16 protein-coding genes are annotated in these 17,958 nt (G+C 32.9%); 14 read left to right on the forward strand and 2 right to left on the reverse strand.

Annotated features, from left to right (window positions below):
• Window positions 1-15: 15 nt before the first annotated feature.
• The gene (locus BN2746_RS05640) at window positions 16-1,335 is read left to right on the forward strand and encodes an NCS2 family permease (RefSeq protein ID WP_055078821.1); all 1,320 of its coding nucleotides are present in this window, start codon (window positions 16-18) and stop codon (window positions 1,333-1,335) included.
• Window positions 1,336-1,369: 34 nt separating this feature from the next.
• On the opposite strand, the gene BN2746_RS05645 is transcribed toward BN2746_RS05640, so the two are convergent.
• Window positions 1,370-2,821: a nicotinate phosphoribosyltransferase gene (locus tag BN2746_RS05645; RefSeq protein ID WP_055078822.1), complete on the reverse strand. Its 1,452-nt coding sequence runs from the start codon at window positions 2,819-2,821 to the stop codon at window positions 1,370-1,372.
• A gap of 104 nt (window positions 2,822-2,925) precedes the next feature.
• On the opposite strand from BN2746_RS05645, the gene BN2746_RS05650 reads away from it, so the two are divergent.
• From BN2746_RS05650 to BN2746_RS05675, 6 genes are all read left to right on the forward strand, one after another.
• Window positions 2,926-5,274: a heavy metal translocating P-type ATPase gene (locus BN2746_RS05650; protein ID WP_055078823.1), complete on the forward strand. Its 2,349-nt coding sequence runs from the start codon at window positions 2,926-2,928 to the stop codon at window positions 5,272-5,274.
• A gap of 9 nt (window positions 5,275-5,283) precedes the next feature.
• Window positions 5,284-5,490, forward strand: coding sequence for a heavy-metal-associated domain-containing protein (locus BN2746_RS05655; protein WP_055078824.1), 207 nt, complete (start codon window positions 5,284-5,286; stop codon window positions 5,488-5,490).
• Between the two features lie 134 nt (window positions 5,491-5,624).
• Complete coding sequence (locus BN2746_RS05660) at window positions 5,625-6,113, forward strand: CarD family transcriptional regulator (protein WP_055078825.1); 489 nt, start codon at window positions 5,625-5,627, stop codon at window positions 6,111-6,113.
• Between the two features lie 14 nt (window positions 6,114-6,127).
• Complete coding sequence (locus tag BN2746_RS05665; protein ID WP_231718328.1) at window positions 6,128-7,210, forward strand: PIN/TRAM domain-containing protein; 1,083 nt, start codon at window positions 6,128-6,130, stop codon at window positions 7,208-7,210.
• 82 nt (window positions 7,211-7,292) lie between these two features.
• Window positions 7,293-7,859, forward strand: a complete 567-nt coding sequence (locus tag BN2746_RS05670; protein WP_055078319.1) for a helix-turn-helix domain-containing protein — start codon at window positions 7,293-7,295, stop codon at window positions 7,857-7,859.
• Window positions 7,823-8,674 carry an IS3 family transposase gene (locus tag BN2746_RS05675; protein ID WP_077064906.1) on the forward strand — a complete coding sequence of 284 codons (852 nt, stop codon included), beginning with the start codon at window positions 7,823-7,825 and terminating at the stop codon, window positions 8,672-8,674. Before BN2746_RS05670 ends, BN2746_RS05675 begins: the two co-directional genes overlap by 37 nt.
• A 188-nt stretch (window positions 8,675-8,862) precedes the next feature.
• Here the strand turns inward: BN2746_RS05675 and BN2746_RS05680 are convergent, their stop codons facing one another.
• Window positions 8,863-9,375 carry a metallophosphoesterase family protein gene (locus tag BN2746_RS05680; RefSeq protein WP_055078826.1) on the reverse strand — a complete coding sequence of 171 codons (513 nt, stop codon included), beginning with the start codon at window positions 9,373-9,375 and terminating at the stop codon, window positions 8,863-8,865.
• Window positions 9,376-9,528: 153 nt separating this feature from the next.
• Between BN2746_RS05680 and BN2746_RS05685 the strand changes: the two genes are divergently transcribed.
• The 7 genes from BN2746_RS05685 (at window position 9,529) to BN2746_RS05715 (ending at window position 17,451) form a co-directional block, all read left to right on the forward strand.
• Window positions 9,529-10,653, forward strand: a complete 1,125-nt coding sequence (locus tag BN2746_RS05685; protein WP_055078827.1) for an extracellular solute-binding protein — start codon at window positions 9,529-9,531, stop codon at window positions 10,651-10,653.
• A gap of 58 nt (window positions 10,654-10,711) precedes the next feature.
• Window positions 10,712-11,731, forward strand: a complete 1,020-nt coding sequence (locus BN2746_RS05690) for an ABC transporter ATP-binding protein (protein ID WP_055078828.1) — start codon at window positions 10,712-10,714, stop codon at window positions 11,729-11,731.
• A 2-nt stretch (window positions 11,732-11,733) separates the two neighbouring features.
• A complete protein-coding gene (locus BN2746_RS05695; protein WP_082420216.1) occupies window positions 11,734-13,491 on the forward strand; it encodes an ABC transporter permease in 1,758 nt (585 codons plus the stop codon).
• Window positions 13,492-13,619: 128 nt separating this feature from the next.
• Window positions 13,620-14,288: a response regulator transcription factor gene (locus tag BN2746_RS05700; RefSeq protein ID WP_055078829.1), complete on the forward strand. Its 669-nt coding sequence runs from the start codon at window positions 13,620-13,622 to the stop codon at window positions 14,286-14,288.
• Window positions 14,275-15,819, forward strand: coding sequence for a sensor histidine kinase (locus tag BN2746_RS05705; protein WP_055078830.1), 1,545 nt, complete (start codon window positions 14,275-14,277; stop codon window positions 15,817-15,819). The genes BN2746_RS05700 and BN2746_RS05705 overlap by 14 nt, the downstream gene beginning before the upstream one ends.
• Window positions 15,812-16,666, forward strand: a complete 855-nt coding sequence (locus tag BN2746_RS05710) for an ATP-binding cassette domain-containing protein (protein ID WP_055078831.1) — start codon at window positions 15,812-15,814, stop codon at window positions 16,664-16,666. The genes BN2746_RS05705 and BN2746_RS05710 overlap by 8 nt, the downstream gene beginning before the upstream one ends.
• Entirely contained in the window at window positions 16,666-17,451 is a 786-nt protein-coding gene (locus tag BN2746_RS05715; RefSeq protein ID WP_055078832.1) for a hypothetical protein, read from the forward strand. The genes BN2746_RS05710 and BN2746_RS05715 overlap by 1 nt, the downstream gene beginning before the upstream one ends.
• The last annotated feature ends 507 nt before the right edge of the window (window positions 17,452-17,958 follow it).

The raw sequence follows: 17,958 nt of genomic DNA on the forward strand, positions 1-17,958 counted from the left end.
TTTTAGGAGGGAAAAATGTCAGAAAAATTAGCTAAGTTTTTCAAACTTAATGAACGAAAGACAGATGTTCGTACTGAAGTCATGGCAGGTATTACAACATTTATGACTGTGTCATATATATTAGTTGTAAATCCATCCATACTTTCAGAGGCAGGAATGGACAGAGGTGCAGTTTTCACAGCTACAATACTTGCGTCAGTAATTGCAATTTTACTTATGGGGCTATATGCCAACATGCCATTTGTATTGGCACCAGGCATGGGACTAAATGCATTCTTTACCTATTCCGTTGTGCTTAAGATGGGAAAGAGCTGGCAGTTTGCACTTACAGCAGTATTTTTAGAAGGATTAATATTTATTTTATTATCATTTTTTAAGGTTAGAGAAGCAATCTTTAGTTCAATACCACTTTCTTTAAAGAAGTCAGTGTCAGTAGGTATTGGTATGTTTATTGCACTTGTAGGACTTACTTCAGCAAATCTTATAGTTCAGGGAGATGGAGTTATCCTTGCCCTTGGAGATATCTATTCTAAAGAAGCAATAGTTTTCTTCTTTGCATTCTTGGTTATGGGAATACTTTCCACAAGAAATGTAAAGGGGTCATTATTAATCGGTATAGTAGCATCAACAGTCCTTGCACTTATACTTGGAGTTACAAAGCTTCCTGAAACTGGAACTATATTTTCACTTCCACCAAGCTTAAAACCAATTGCATTTAAACTTGAAACACATAATATATTTACATGGGAGATGTTGATGGTTGTGTTCACATTTTTATTTGTAGATATATTTGATACAGTTGGAACACTTACAGGTGTTGCAGCAAAGGCAGATATGCTTGATGAAAAGGGAGATCTTCCAGGTGTGTCAAAGGCTCTAATGGCTGATGCAATTGGAACAACATGTGGAGCTCTTCTTGGAACTTCTACAGTTACAACCTTTGTTGAATCTGCATCAGGAGTTGCAGAAGGAGGAAGAACAGGACTTACATCTTTAACTTCAGGAGCATTATTTTTAATTTCGCTATTCTTCTTCCCACTATTTTCAATTGTGCCACCAGCAGCAACATCAGCGGCCCTTGTAATAGTTGGAGTGTTTATGATGAGTCCAATCTTGGATGTGGATTTAAATGATTATTCAGAGGCTATTCCATCATTCATAACTATTATAATGATGCCTTTTGGATATTCAATAGCTGAAGGTATTTGCTTTGGTATGATATCATATGTAATTTTAAAACTTGCAGGAGGAAAGAAGAAAGACGTTTCTCCATTAATGATAGTGCTTGCAATTGTATTTTTAATTAAATTACTTGCGCCAAAGATTTTTGGATAATAAAAGGGGGTTACCGATTGGTAGCCCCTTATTTTTAAAATATTTTTGCTTTATTTATCATTTCATTTTTTATGTCCCAAAGTTTTTGAGATAGGTCAACGATATAGATGTGAGGAAATTCAAAACGTTGAACTTCTTCCCAAAGTGTATCAACTTCTCTTTCTTTGTTTTTCTTTATATCCTCAAGGGAAGGCAAATCGTAAACCAGTTCTCCTTTTTTAAAGATTGGAACTAAAAGTTTCTTTGTGTGGAAATTTTTTAAAGTCTTTCTCTTCCATGTGTGCACTGGATGGAATATTTCTATTTCATCATCTTCAATCTCTTCTTCGTGAAGACATACCAAATCTGCTATGGCTTTGTTGTCATTGTTGTCATAAAATCTATAAACCTGTTTAAATCCTGGTGTAGTTATTTTTTCTACGTTTTCACTAATTTTAATCTTAGGTGTGATATTGCCATCTTCTTCCGTTGCAACAAGTTTATAAACTCCACCAAACACTGGATGTGACATTGACGTAATAAGCCTTTCTCCAACGCCAAAGGAGTCAACCTTTGCACCTTGGTCCAGCATATCTTTTATTTTAAACTCGTCCAATGCAGAAGAGGCAACTATTTTACAGTCTTCATATCCTGCTTCGTCAAGCATCTTTCTTGCCTTTTTGGAAAGGTATGCAATGTCACCACTGTCAAGTCTAATTCCTGAAGGTCTTTTGCCCATTGGTTTTAAAACTTCATCAAACACTTTTATAGCATTTGGTATTCCAGACTTTAATGTGTCATAAGTGTCCACAAGTAACGTTGTATCATCTGGAAAAGTTTCCGCATAGGCTCTAAATGCTTCATATTCATTTTCAAACATCATAACCCATGAGTGTGCCATTGTACCAAGTGCAGGAACTCCAAATAGTTTGTCAGCGTATGCATTTGCACTTCCTACAACTCCACCAATGTACGCAGCCCTTGCACCAATTGTAGCAGCGTCTGCACCTTGTGCCCTTCTTGATCCAAACTCCATAACAGCTCTTCCATCTGCGGATTTAATAATTCTATTTGTCTTTGTAGCGATTAGCGTTTGATGATTTATAAGTATTAGGGACATTGTTTCAATCATCTGTGCTTGAATAGCTGGACCTCTAACTATTAAAAGGGGTTCATTAGGAAATACGACTGTTCCCTCTTCCATTGCCCAAATGTCGCATTCAAATTTAAAATTTTTTAGATAATCAATAAATTCGTCAGAGAAGATGCCCTTGCTCTTAAAATATTCTATGTCATCTTCTTCAAAGTGTAAGTTTTTAATATAATCTACAAATTGTTCAAGACCAGCGAAGATTGCAAAACCTCCATTGTCTGGAACAGATCTAAAGTATAGATCAAAGTAGGTTATATGTTCATGTACTTTTTCTTTTAGGTAACCATTTGCCATTGTAAACTCGTAAAAGTCTGCAAGTAGTGACAGGTTACGCTCCTCTTTCCAATTAATCATTTTATCCTCCTTATGGGTATAGATATATTATACCCCTTTTAACAAAAGCTGTAAGGGGTATAATATAAGTAGTAACAATTATCAATAGAAGGAAGGGTGATGCTTTGAAAAAGTTAAATATAAAAGTAGAGGGGATGACCTGTGAAGCATGCTCTGCGAGAATTGAAAAGGTACTTTCAAAGATGGAGGAAGTTGAAAGTGTAAATGTAAATTCTGTCACAGGACTTGCCACAGTGGAATTAAATTCGGAAGAAAATATTAATGAAATTCCACAAAAAATTGAAAAGGCGGGGTATGAAGTGCCTATGGAAACCGTAAAGATAGATATTACAGGTATGAGCTGTGAGGCATGTGCCGCAAGAATTACAAAATTACTAAACAAGCTTCCCATTGAAGAAGCCGTTATAAATTCAATTACTAACTCGGGAGTGGTACGTTTTAAAAACGGCCTTGTAACGGAGGAAGAAATTATAAAGCAGGTTGAAAAGGCAGGTTATGGTGCTACTGTTGTTAAAGATGAAGACAATGTTATAAATCGTGATGACAATGAGTTAAAGGGATTAAAGAGGGACTTAATCATCTCTCTAATATTTACAATACCACTTTTTTCTGCAATGTTCTTTCATATGGCAGGAGTTCATACAATACTTTCAAATGGATGGGTTCAACTTGCCCTTGCAATTCCAGTGCAGTTTTATATTGGAAGAAGATTTTATAAAGGAGCCTTTAATTCGGTAAGAGGTGGAGGAGCCAACATGGACGTTTTAATCGTCATGGGCACATCCGCGGCGTTTTTCTTTTCACTTTATCACACCATTATTGGATCAAGTGAACTCTATTACGAGTCCTCTGCAGTGATAATAACCTTAATACTTCTTGGAAAGTATTTTGAAAAAAGGGCAAAGACAAGAACCACCGATGCCATTAATAAGCTTATGGAGCTACAGGCAAAGACTGCAGTTGTTGAAAGGAATGGCGAGGTTATAGAGATACCCATAGAAGAAGTTGTAGTAGGAGATATAATCGACGTTAGGCCGGGAGAAAAAGTTGCAGTTGATGGAAAAATTATTTTTGGAGAAACCTCTATTGATGAAGCTATGGTAACAGGAGAGTCAATTCCAAGTGAAAAAACAGTTGGTGACGAAGTTATTGGTGGAACAATAAATAAAAATGGATTTATAAAGTTTGAGGCCACCAAGGTTGGTAAGGACACAATGCTTTCACAAATTGTAAAGCTGGTTGAACAAGCACAGGAACATAAGGCGCCAGTACAAAGACTCGCAGATAAAATAGCGGGAATTTTTGTACCATCAGTAATTGTAATTGCGATTATTACCTTTGCTCTCACATGGTTTTTAAAAAAATCAATAGATCCTGCCATAATGCACGCTGTTGCAGTTTTAGTAATTGCCTGTCCATGTTCCCTTGGCCTTGCCACACCAACAGCCATCATGGTTGGGACAGGACGTGGGGCAAACCTTGGAATATTGATAAAGTCAGGAGAATATTTAGAAAGGGCATGTAAAATCGACTCAGTTGTCTTTGACAAGACTGGAACTCTAACTGAAGGAAAACCCGTTGTAAAGTCAGTTGAAAATTATTCCCATATGAATGAAGACGATATGCTTAAAATATTTTCGTCATTAGAGAATGCATCACAACATCCACTGGGAGAAGCTGTGGTAAATTACTGCAAGGAAAAGGGAATTGAAACTGTTGAAGTTTCAAATTTTAATTCACTAACAGGCATGGGAGTTTCTGGAACTATAAATGAAGTTAAATACTTTATCGGAAATAAAAAGCTTATGGATGAAAAAAATATTTCCTACTCTTTAGAAGATATAGAAATGCTTCAGGAAAAGGGAGAGACTCCACTAATGCTATTTGACGAAAAAAAACTTCTTGGAATAATTTCTGTTGCAGATGAAGTGAAAGAAAGTTCTAAAGGAGCAATAGAAAAACTCCATGAAATGGGTATAGAAATTTATATGATTACAGGAGACAGCAAGAGGGCAGCAAATGCAATTGGGGAAAGCCTTGGTATCGAAGGAGTTTTTGCAGAAGTATTGCCACAGGACAAGTCAGATAAGATAAAAGAGATAAAGTCTGATGGAAAAGTTGTAGCTATGGTAGGAGATGGAATTAATGATGCACCAGCACTGGCAGAGGCGGACATAGGCTTTGCCATTGGTACAGGAACTGACGTAGCCATCGAGGCATCAGATATAACTATAATAAATGGAGACATATACTCTGTTGTTAAAGCTATAGAACTTTCAAAGAGGACAATGAGAACCATAAAACAAAATCTATTTTGGGCATTTTTCTACAATGTAATAGGAATACCAATTGCAGCACTGGGATTTTTAAATCCAATGATTGCAGGGGCAGCAATGGCATTTAGTTCTGTTTCAGTTGTAACCAATTCACTTAGATTAAAATCATTTAAATAGGAGGAAAGTATGGAAACAATATTAATCATTGACGGAATGACTTGTTCACACTGCGAAGCTTCAGTGACAAAGGCATTAAAGGGAGTTTCAGGTGTTGAAAATGTAGATGTGGATCTTTCCACAAAAGAAGTTAAAGTAAGCCACAATAATGTAGAAATAGAGAAACTAAAAGAGGCAGTAGAAGACATTGGCTTTGACGTTTCTGAAATAAAATAAATAGGTAAGGGAAGTTGTTACAAGACGGCTTCCCTATTTTTTATAAAAATACTTGACATATTCTTTGAAATTTGATGTAATATTATATTTACCAAAATTGATTTATATACTATAATGATATTAGAGGTGAAAAAATGTTTGAAATAGGAGATAGAATAGTTTATCCGATGCATGGGGCAGGAGTTATAGTTGAAAAGACACTAAAAACCATACTTGGAGTAGAAAAAGAATACTACATTCTCTCAATTCCCGTTGGAGAAATAAGAATATCTGTTCCTATAGATAAGATCAATGACATGGGAATAAGGACCATTGTAGACGAATCTGAAATAGAAAACATTCTTGAAATATTAAAGTTAAAGGATGTGGAAATTAATTCCAATTGGAATGCAAGATATAGAGAAAATCTCGAAAAACTTCGTTTAGGAGAACTTGAAGGCATTGCGGAAGTGTTTAGAGATTTATACACTTTAGATCTTGATAGAGGTCTGTCCATGGCAGAAAAAAAACTTTTACACAGTTCAAAGAAGATGTTAATTTCAGAACTTTCAGTTGTAGAGGGTAAGAAAGTGGCTGAAGTTGAAAAAAATTTAGAAAATTTATTTAAAAATGAAGAAAATTAAAAGGAGGTGTTATTTTGGCTAAAAGAGTAGTCAATATACTTATGACTCTCTTAGGGGCAATTTTTGGTTTTACCATAGTCTACTTGATTGACAAGACTAAAGTTATTTCAGGATTACCAAAGTATTGGAGAATAGGCATATATGTTTTAGGTATTATTGTTTTTGCTATTATTTTTTATAATTTTTTCCCAAAGATGTTGAAGGGCTTAGAGAAATCTACTGAAAAAGCTTCCACACACATGAAAAAACTTTCTGTTCAGGAACTTATCAGTACAGCAGTAGGCACTATCTTAGGAATTTTTGTGGCTTTTCTAATTTCAATGTTGATAATCCAAATAAAATTACCAGTTGTTGGAAACGTTCCATTTATTATACTCTCTATAATAATCTACATTACACTGGGATACATAGGTATGAGACTGGGTATGCAGTGGTTTAGAGAAACTGGAAGTATTTTAGAGAAGATAAAAGCTGGTATAGATAGACCTGTCAAAGAGACTTCAGATGATTTAATAAAGATATTAGATACTTCTGTAATTATAGACGGTAGAATCAAAGATATTATTGACACAGGATTTTTAGACGGAAAGATTGTAATTCCAATATTTGTACTTGAGGAGTTACAACATATTGCAGATTCTGAAAATGACTTGAGAAGAAAAAAGGGCAGAAGAGGTCTTGATATACTTCGAATGATTCAAAATGAATCAAGTTTACCTGTGGAAGTATCCCATAAGAGATATCGTGAAATAAAAGAAGTTGATTCAAAACTTTTACAGATGGCGCTTGACGTTGGTGGAAAACTTGTAACCAACGACTACAATTTAAACAAAGTTGCGGCAGTTAGAAATGTTGAAGTATTAAACATAAACGAACTTGCAAATGCAATGAAATCCATAGTCATACCTGGAGAGCAGATGACAGTTACAATAATCAAAGATGGTAAAGAGTCTAACCAAGGTATTGCATACCTAATAGACGGAACTATGGTTGTTGTAGAAGACGGTAAAAAATATATCGGCCAGACTGTTGATGCAACAGTTACATCGGTGCTTCAAACAGCGGCGGGTAAGATGATATTTGTGAGAATTAATTAAATAATAAAGTAACAAAATAAACTGTTGGGTACGAATGATATGTACCCTCTTTACTGGACAAACCAGTAAGGAGGGTATTTTTATGAAATATAGTTATGAATTCAAAAAAGAATGCGTACAATTGTATAGAGAAGGTAAATGGCCTGATACACCTGAAGGAGTTGAAGAAAAAAACTTTCATGATTCAATTAGAAAGTGGTTTAGGTTAGAAGAACTTCATGGACCAGAAATTTTAAAACATGGAAGTAATATTAATTGGACACCTGATGAGAAATTAGAAATTGTATCTAAAGTGATAGCTGGAAAATCAATAAAGTCTACTGCAATAGAAAAAGGAATTAATGAGGGACAACTTTATTCATGGGTTAACAATTACAAAATTTATGGATATAATGGTCTTGTAAATAAGAAGAAAGGTCGTAAATCTAAAAATACAACCATGAAAAAGACAAATATCCATAAACCAAAAGAACTTAATGAATCTGAAAGAGAAGAGTTAATAAGACTTAGAGCAGAAAATGAATATATAAAGGCTGAAAACGAAATAATAAAAAAAGAGATCGCCTTGAGAGAAAAACGTTACGCTGCGCAACTCAAGGCGAAAAAGCAGCGATTGTCAAACAACTCAAAGACAAAGGATACAAACTAAAATATCTTTTAATAGCTATTGATTTGCCAAGGTCAACATACTATTTTGAAATGAAAAAAGTTGATGTTGTTAGTATTAGGAATAAGCATATAGAAAATAAGATATCTGAGATATTCACCTATCATAAAGGAAGATACGGTGTCAGAAGAGTATATAGAGAATTATTGAATCAAGGATATACAATAAATCATAAAAGAGTTCAAAGGATAATGCATGAACTAAAACTATTTGGAAAAAGACCTAAAGAAAAATATCACTCATATAAGGGAAAAACAGGTAAAGTAGCTGATAATATAATAAATAGAGATTTCAATGCAGATAGACCTCTACAAAAATGGACCACTGATGTATCTCAATTTAACTTCTCATGGGGTAAATGCTACATTTCTCCAATACTTGATATGTATACCAACGAGATTATCTCTTACGATTTATCCTTAAGTCCTAATTTAAAACAAATATCTAATATGTTAACAAAAGCATTTAGCAAATTTCCAAAACTAAATGACTTGATACTTCATTCAGATCAAGGTTGGCAATACCAACATAATTATTACGTAAATGAACTAAAAAAACATGGCATAAAACAATCAATGTCAAGGAAAGGCAATTGTTATGATAACTCTATCATGGAAACATTTTTTGGCAGGTTAAAAAATGAAGTTTTTTATGGTTATGAAAAGAGCTATAGTTCTTTTGAAGAATTTTCAAGAACAATTGAGGAATATATATATTATTACAATAACGAAAGAATTCAATCAAAAACAAAATGGATGCCACCTATAAAATATAGGATAGCATCCTCTTGCAAATAATTAATTTAATAATGTGTCCAGTTTTATGGGTACACATCAATATGAACTCAACAGTTTTTTGATGAAATTTTTATTTGTTTTTCGTATTCATATTTAAAATTTATTGTAAGGAAGTAATTAAAGTAAAAGGCAAGATAAATTATAGGAGGCTAATGCCTCCTAACTATTTAATGTGTTTATTGATGATGTTACTTTATTTTTCTTTCTGATATTGGTGGAGACAATATTATTTTTTCAAAATGTACTCCATCACTTAAATCAAGAATTGCAAAACTTGTAGGGTCATAATTATATTTTGCAATTGTTGGGCTGCCTGGATTAAAATAGTGAACGCCATCTATTACTTCATCATGGTACACATGGGTATGACCAAATAAACAGATATCGAAATTTTCTTTTTTTGCTTTTTCTTGAAGTCTTTTTAAATCATCTTCAACTCTATACTTATGACCGTGGCAGGCAAATATCTTATATCCATTTATTTCAACAACTGCTTCATCTTCATATTTATCGTAAATTTTAAAGTCATTATTTCCCAATACGCTTACACATTTTAAAGAAGTCTTCTCTTCAAGTACGGGACCATCCAAATAAAAATCTCCTAAAAAAATTATGTATTCACAGTTATTTTCAAGTATTAACTTAGCGGTCTCGTCTAAAAAAAGTCCATGGGTATCACTAACTATCGCAATTCTATTCATCATAATCACCTTTATTTAAAAATTCATGTATAGTATAACAGATAATAATTAAATTTTCACTGATTGCTATTTTTTTATAAAAATTAAGATTATGTGAAAAGAAAAATAAGTATGTTATAATGAATTTGATTATATATAGAAAGGATGATATTAGTGAAATCAAAATTACGTGTTTTAGCAATGTTTCTTTTATTATCTATTACATTGGTAGCTTGTAATAAGCCAAATAATACTGATGGCACTGAAATGGGTTCTAAAACTGAAACAGGAGAAAAACAAGAAAATTCAAAAGATTCTGCAGATAAAAAAATAGTTCTTTATAGCAACTCTTTTGCAGATGAAAAAATAACATGGCTTGAAGAAAAGTCAAAGGAAGCTGGATTTGAGGTTGAAGTAGTGTTTATTCCAGGTGGAGATTTGCTTCAAAGATTAATCGCAGAAAAGAACGACCCTCAAGCAGATGTTGTAATTGGTCTTGACGAAGGAGGATTCTCAAAACTACAAGGGGACAATATGTTTGTTGAATGGAATCCTGATTGGAAGTCTGAAATAGATAGCGACTTAATCTATGGAGATGGATATTATTATCCTTGGGCTGAACAACGTATTTTCTATTATTATGATGGAAATCAACTTACTGAGGCAGATGCTCCAAAATCATATGAAGAGCTTGCTACAGAAAAGTTTAAAGATCAATATTATGTTCCAGGAAATTTAACAAGTTCTACAAACCAAAAGATAGTATTCCCTATACTTCTTCAAAACTTAGATGAAAATGGTGAACTTGGTGTTTCTGAAAAGGGATGGCAATTAGCAAAAGACTATTACAAATATGGCAAGACAGTAGAAGCTGAAAATAGTTTAGGTTCACTTCAAAAAGCTATAACAATGGTTAAAGACGGAGAATTAAAGTTTAGTTACTATTTCTCTGGTGGAATTATCAAAGCTGAAAAAGAATTTGATATAAAAGCTGTTCCAATAAATCCTGAAAAGGGTGTATTTTCCATGGCTGAACAAGTTGGTATAATGAATCATGGTAAAGATGCAGACTATACAGTAGCAAAAGAATTTGCTGAATGGTGGGGAACCGCAGAAGTACAAAAAGCTTGGGCAAAAGATTTTGGTACAGTTCCTGCAAATAACAATGCAAGAGAAGCTGCAGATCCAAGAGTTCTTGAGTTATTCGAACAAACTGATCGTATGAGTTTAGATTGGAATGTATTGAATGAACATCTTGATGAATGGGTTGAAAAATTTGAATTAGAAATTATGCCATAATAATTTAGATAAAATGCGGGAGCTTTCCCGCATTTTGTTTAAACTGGGAGGATTAAAGATGATAGAGTTAAAAGATATAGAAATAAGATATGGGGATTATGTTGCTGTTAAAGATGTAAACATAAATATTGAAGAAGGAGAATTTTTTACTTTTTTGGGTCCTTCTGGATGCGGTAAGACTACGATACTAAGATCTATAGCAGGCTTCATCAAGCCTTATAAAGGGGAAATTATTTTAGAGGGTCATGATATAACAAATGTACCTCCAGAAAAAAGAAAAATAGGAATGGTCTTTCAGTCATATGCGCTTTTTCCTACCATGACAGTTTATGATAATATCAGCTATGGTTTAAAAATAATGAAGATGCCAAAAGAAAAGATACATAAAAAGGTAATCGAAATGGCGAACCTGGTTGAAATAAAAGAGGAACATTTAAAGAGAAATGTCTCTGAATTATCGGGAGGACAACAACAGAGAGTTGCCATAGCAAGAGCCTTGGCGAAAGATCCAAAACTTATATTATTTGATGAACCGCTATCAAACTTAGATGCAAAGCTTAGAAAACAACTGCGTCAAGAGATGAAGGAAATTCAAAGAAAGGCTGGAATGACAGCAATCTATGTTACTCATGATCAGGAAGAGGCACTTGAAATGTCTGACAGGATTGCCGTGTTCAACAAGGGACATGTGGAGCAGATAGGAAAGCCATTTGAAATATATGATAAGTCCAAGACAGAGTTTGTATGTACATTTATAGGAGAATCCAACAAGATAAGCAGTGAACTATTAAATTATATAAACGAAAATTCATCAAAAATAAAATTTGATGAGAGAAAAAATAACTATATAAGAAATGAGAAGATTCTTCTTAATCCAGTAGGAGATTTTGAAACAATAAAAATCAAGGGAAAAGTAGCAAAGGTAATGTATGAGGGAGCTTATTCTCAATATGTTGTAAATGTGCTCAATTCAAATCTTACAATTTTAGAGAAGAATGACTCAACTAAAAACATAGCTCTTGGAGATGAAATAGATTTATATATTAATCCAGAAGACATCTTAGAATATGAGGTGTAGTTATGATGACTTCTAAGAATAAAAGTTATGAAAAAAATAGGTATTTAAATTTACCAAAAATATTTATAATTTTAATCATACTGTGGTTTGCAATAGCGTTTATAATTTTGCCGACAATATCTATAATCGCAAGCTCATTTTATGATGGATCTGGATTTAGTCTAAACGCAATTAGAAAAGTATTAAATTCCAAGAGAGCTATGACGGCGATAAAAAATTCCCTTTTGACAGGTCTTGTTCTCATGGTGACTACGACAATTGTAGGAGTTACTCAGGTCTTATTAACAGATTATTTTGATTTGAAATTTTCTAAGTTATTTAGAATTGCATACATGTCACCATTAGTTTTTACGGGAGTTATTTTAAATAGTGGATACTTATATGTATATGGAAAGACTGGAATATTGACTCAATTTTTGTTAAAAATATTTCCGAACCTAAACCCAGGATGGTTTAGCGGAGCCTTCGCAGTTTTCTTTGTCATGACATTTGGTTGTACTCACCAATACATGATCTTTTTTAGAAATGCAATAAATGGAATAGACAACGAACTGATAGATTCAGCTAAAAACTTAGGAAGTAACCAGATGCAAATATTATTTAAAGTTGTTATGCCAATAGTTAAACCAACTTTGATAACTCTAATAATAATTACCTTTCAAACAGGTCTTGCATCATTTGCAGCACCGCTTATGGTTGGAGGAAAGAATTTTCAAACAATTTCTCCTCTGATTTTAACCTTTGCAAACAGACCAAGATCAAGAGACATAGCAGCAGTACTTTCACTTGTCTTAGCTGCATTTCAAATATTGCTCTTGGCATTTATGACATGGAATGAATCAAAGGGGAATTATATGTCTGTTTCAAACAGCAATAAGAGGTTAAAAAAACAAAAAATTCATAATCCAGTAGCAAAAGTATTTATTTATGTAATTGCAATAGCTTTATTCATTATTCAAGCATTGCCAGGAGTGATGATTGTTATTTCATCATTCTTAGATACACAAGCACTTTCAAGAAATATTATAAGTATCAAAAACTTTACATTGCAAAACTATAAAAATGTTTTAACTAATCCAAATAACCTAAATCCGCTACTAAGATCATTTTTATTCTCAGGAATTGCCGCTATAATTTCGGTTATGATGATGTTAATACTTGTACGATTGGTTATGAAAGCAAAAAGTAATAATTTAATTAAAAGTTTAGAATACTTTTATTATATACCTTGGTTGGTGCCATCAATTTTAATAGCTCTGGGTTATATGATGATATACGATAGACCAAGATTTTTAATTTTTAATCAATCGGTTATAGGATCCCAGTGGATTTTAGTAATTGCATACACAGTTACAGTTATACCTTCAACGCTAAGATATTTGAAGAGTGCATATTATAATTTTAATACAAGTCTGGAAGAAGCTTCACAAAACTTGGGAGCAAGTTCCCTAAGAACATTCTTTAAAGTAGTATTGCCGGCAGTATTACCAACAGCATTAGCACTATGCGCATTAAACTTCAATGGTAATTTAGCAGAGTACAATATGTCTGCATTTCTTTATCCACCTGGAAGCGAGACAATTGGTATAATTATAAGACAAAATTCATCAGCTGTGGCAACTTTAGACTCAAAAGCAGTCAACATGGTCTATTCAGTGTTGCTTATGCTAATAAATTCATTGGTAATCTATTTTGTATATGGTAGAGGACTAAAAATTTCAGATAGACAAAGTGGATTTAGAGAAGAGAAGAGAAAATAGAATAAAAAATAGAAAAGATGTTGCTGTGGCTTCATCTTTTTTATTTTAAGCAAATTAATTTTAAACAATCACAAAAACTTCATATAAAATTCACATAAAGCTGATAATATATTCTTAAGGAGAGAGGAATGGCAAATATATTATTATTGGAAGATGAAAAAAACATAAGGGAAGTATTGGTTGAATATTTAAAAGTTTCTGGAGCCACCACATTTGAAGCCGAAGACGGAAATAGGGCAGTTGAAATATTAAAGAGTGAAGAAATTGACTTGGCAGTTTTAGATATTATGGTTCCAGGAATGAGCGGAATTGATGTTTTATCTTTTATCAGGGACAATCCTAAGACAAAAAACATTGGGGTAATAATGCTCACTGCCCTGGATGACATAGGTACTCAGGTGTCTGCTTTTAATAAGTTTGCTGATGAGTATTTAGTAAAGCCGGTGTCGCCGATTATTTTAATAAAGAGAATTGAGACTTTACTTCGTCGTATTAAACCTAATGTTTTAATTACTCATGAATTTATTATGGACGAAGAGTCTTATACAGTTTATGTTGACGGAGAGGAAATTCCATTTACTCTAAGTGAATTTTTAATTCTTCAAATGCTCTACAAAAATAAAAATAAGGTTTTAAGTAGGGAACAGCTAATTATGGGCGCATTTAATGAGGATTATATAGGCAACGACAGAATAATTGATGCTCATATAAAAAATATTAGAAAAAAACTTGGAAAGGATTATATCAAAACCGTTATTGGAATAGGATATAAGTTTAGTGAAAATGAAATTAGGTAAGAAAAATTTAATCTACAGCATTTTGCTTGCTGTGACAATTTTGATAATAATAGTTTCCTACTTGGCGTTTCTATTACCAAATCTGTACGTAGATAATAACATTGAAAGCATTACTGAAGAGATTAAAAAATCTCATTTTGAAATGGTTGATGGTGCTAAGGATTTACGGAAGATAAGTAAACTTGGGAACCAAGTTTTTATTGAAGTTGATAAGGGTTTTAATGAAATAAAACTAAACTCAATCGGTTTAAAGGGAAAAGTAGACATTAGTGGATCTGAAATACAGCAAAGTCTTAAAAGAATTGAAGAGATTTCGCTTAAGACTGGTAAGAACCGAAAAATGGATGACAAAGATGAAGATAAAATAGAAAGGGAAGCAGGTAAGATCGAAAACTACATTCAGGACAATTTTAAAATAGAGGGAATTAAAAGCGATTTAAAATTTAGTGAAGCTTTTAAAAGGCCTGATAAAAACTCATATACTGAATTTAAAAAGTTAAATAAAGACACTGTGATGCTAAGCCTTGGTTATAGGGAAGAAAATGTGGCTGAATACATCAACTGCATTTTAATTACTGCTGAAGATGGTTTTTATAAAGTTTCCCTTGACTCTTTTATAGCTCCAAGAATTGAAGACCTACTTCCAGTGGTTTTATCAAGCATTCCAATGATAGTTTTAGTTTTGATATTACTTGTAATAGTTGTTTCAAGTCTTTATTCAAGGAGAATTGTAGGACCAATTGTAAAGATACAAAGGTTTAGTGAAGTCTCAAAAAATTCAACGCCAAATTATAATTCCATTAACTTTGATGGAGAAGATGAAATTGCTACTCTTAGTAAAAATATAGTTGAGATGGACAAAAGTTTAAGAAAAAATATTGAAAAGCTTAGGGTTGAAGGAGAGAGGAAGGAAGTCTTCACAAGATCTGCAACCCACGAATTAAAGACTCCTATTGCAGCGTCAATCCTACTATGTGATGGCATGATCAACAATCTTGGAAAATATGAAGACAGGGATAAGTATCTAAGAGTTTTAAAAAGTGAACTGTTAGAGATGAGTTCCATGGTTTCAGAAATTCTTCTAACTACAAAGGAAGTTGGGGAACTTTCTTTTAGAGATATTAATTTAAGAGATACTTTTGAAAAAGAGATTTCAAAGTATAAACTTAAAGCTGGTGACAAGAATTTAAAAATTAATTTAAATGGGGATGGCGTTTTAAATACTGACTCAGAAATATTTAGCAGAGTCGTTAACAATATATTGGAAAATGCCATTAACTATACAAGTGAAAATGGTTTTATTGACATAGAGATTGGGAAAGAGATAAGTATTTACAATGAAAAGGCGACCATACCAGCAGATATTGAAAAATCTATAATGGAACCTTTTGTATCTTCAACTGAAAATAAGAGCAAGGGACTTGGACTCTACATTGCAAAGTACTATTCAAACTTGATTGGACTTGATATTGAAGTTAAAAATAAAAACAAAGGAGTTTTAACGGTTTTAAGGAGGCGAAAAGATGATTAAAATTAATAATCTTAATGTGAGTTACGGCGATTTTACTGCCCTTTCCATTGAAGATGAAATAATTATTGATAAGAATAAAAAACTTGGTATCTTAGGATCTAATGGAGCGGGTAAAACCACATTAATCAATGCCATAATGGAGCTTGTTCCCTATCAAGGAAGCATTGTAAAGGATATTCCAACAAATGAAATTGCAGTTCATATGCAATATAATAACTATCCAGAAACCATAGCAGTTAGAACTGTTATGGAAGCAATAATCGGATGTAAGCTTGAAAAGTGTGAAAAGATTATGGAGTTAATAAAGTTTTTCAAGTTTGAATCAGCACTAAAAAGAACTTACAAAGATCTTTCTGGAGGACAAAAGCAAAGACTTACAGTGATTTTAGTTCTTGCACAGGAGAGTCCATTAACGATATTTGATGAAGTTACTTCTGGTCTGGACTTTCAAACCAGAACTTCACTTATGGAGCTTTTGGAAAAGTGGTATAGGGATAGGGATGACACTTTGATTTTAGTTTCCCATTACTATGATGAACTGGAAAGACTCGTGGATGATGTTCTAATTTTAGAAAATGGAAAAGTTGTAGACTATGGTTCAAAAACTGCTCTTTTCAAAAAATATTGTGGAAATAGAATAATTTCATTTAGTGCTTTGGATTTTGATGATGAGCTAATGAAGGATTATAAAAAAATTGAAGCCCCAGAAGGTCGAGTTGTAATTTCCATAGATAATAATGAAGAAGAACTTGAACTTGAAAAGATTTTGGTTCAAAAAGATATCGACTTTGAAAGAACATCCAACGATATGGAAGTAATGTATATAAATGCATTGAGGAGGAAGTAATGAAAAGAAACAACTTTAAATACTTGGTTATAATGGAACTTAAAACCATGATGAAAAATGTACTATTTTTAATATTTGGACTTTTCTTACCATTATTTCTTTTAATAATTATAGGGAAGAATGGTTTAGAGGGAGTGCCAAAGGAAATGCTTCCAGATGTACAGACAGCTTTGTTCTTGGGATTTTGTATCGTAATACCTTTTTCTGCAATGCACATTGGGTATGCGGCAATGTATGCAGAGTCATTGGAAAAAGATATACCACTTCGCTTAGAACTTTTTGGAAATAGTCCAAAGAAACTTTTCTTTGCAAAGCTTGTTTCAAATTTAATCTATGTAACAATAGATTTGGTGGTGTATATCATAGTTGCTGCTACAGTCCTTGAAATAAAAAAACCTTCAGTCATGGGTTTGATAGGCTCTTTGCTATTATTTTATATATTGGCTACACTATTTATGCTACTTGCCCATGGAGTTGCATATGGGACAAGAAAGTTTGGAACAACATATGCCTTTACAATGAGTTTTTACTTTTTCGCCATGGTTACATCAGGAATGATGGGAGTGGGAAAGGAAACACTGCCAAAAGTTTTAAACACAATTGGAAGATTGTTTTTGCCAATGTACCACATAGGGGATGAAAAGTTTTTAGATTTCTACTTGGGAAAGCCTTATAACTTGGCACCACTAATTCAGTCTACCATTACATTTGGAGCAATTGTAATTCTGATATTTATAGGAGCACATAAGTTTAGAAAAAAGGTTGGGGCGTATAAAAAAATATGATATTAATTGAGATGTTAGGTTAGAAATTTTTCTTCCTCAACATCTTTTTTTATTTAGAAAGTTTATTTTGTATGGTCATACCCTATTACTTAATTATTTATAATTTAATATTTCTTTTAACCAAGGGGAAAGCTAAGAAACCTTTTCGTATGGTTTCTATCGCTTTCCCCTTGAAATCCCCTTTTTCTTACCTTCCAAACGATTCAGGACTGCCGTCCTGAAAACCTGCTTAGTAAGTGGAAAAAAATCTTGTTGGATTTTCTACTCTTGTTAATTTTGTTTTGTAAAATTTTAAATTACTGCGTTTTTACTTCTAAGAAAATTTTATTCTTTAGAGAGATCCTTCGAGTCGCTTCGCTCCCTCAACATGACAGGGGAGATGTTTTTACACGCCTCGGACAAAAAAATCACTCAATTTCAAGTTGATAAAACGGCGTTTATATAATAAAATAATAGTAATTATACTAAAGTGCAATGAAGAGTTAAAGGGTAGGAATATGCGAAAAA

The sequence above is a fragment of the Lagierella massiliensis genome (assembly GCF_001407835.1).
Taxonomy (GTDB): Bacteria; Bacillota; Clostridia; order Tissierellales; family Peptoniphilaceae; genus Mediannikoviicoccus; species Mediannikoviicoccus massiliensis.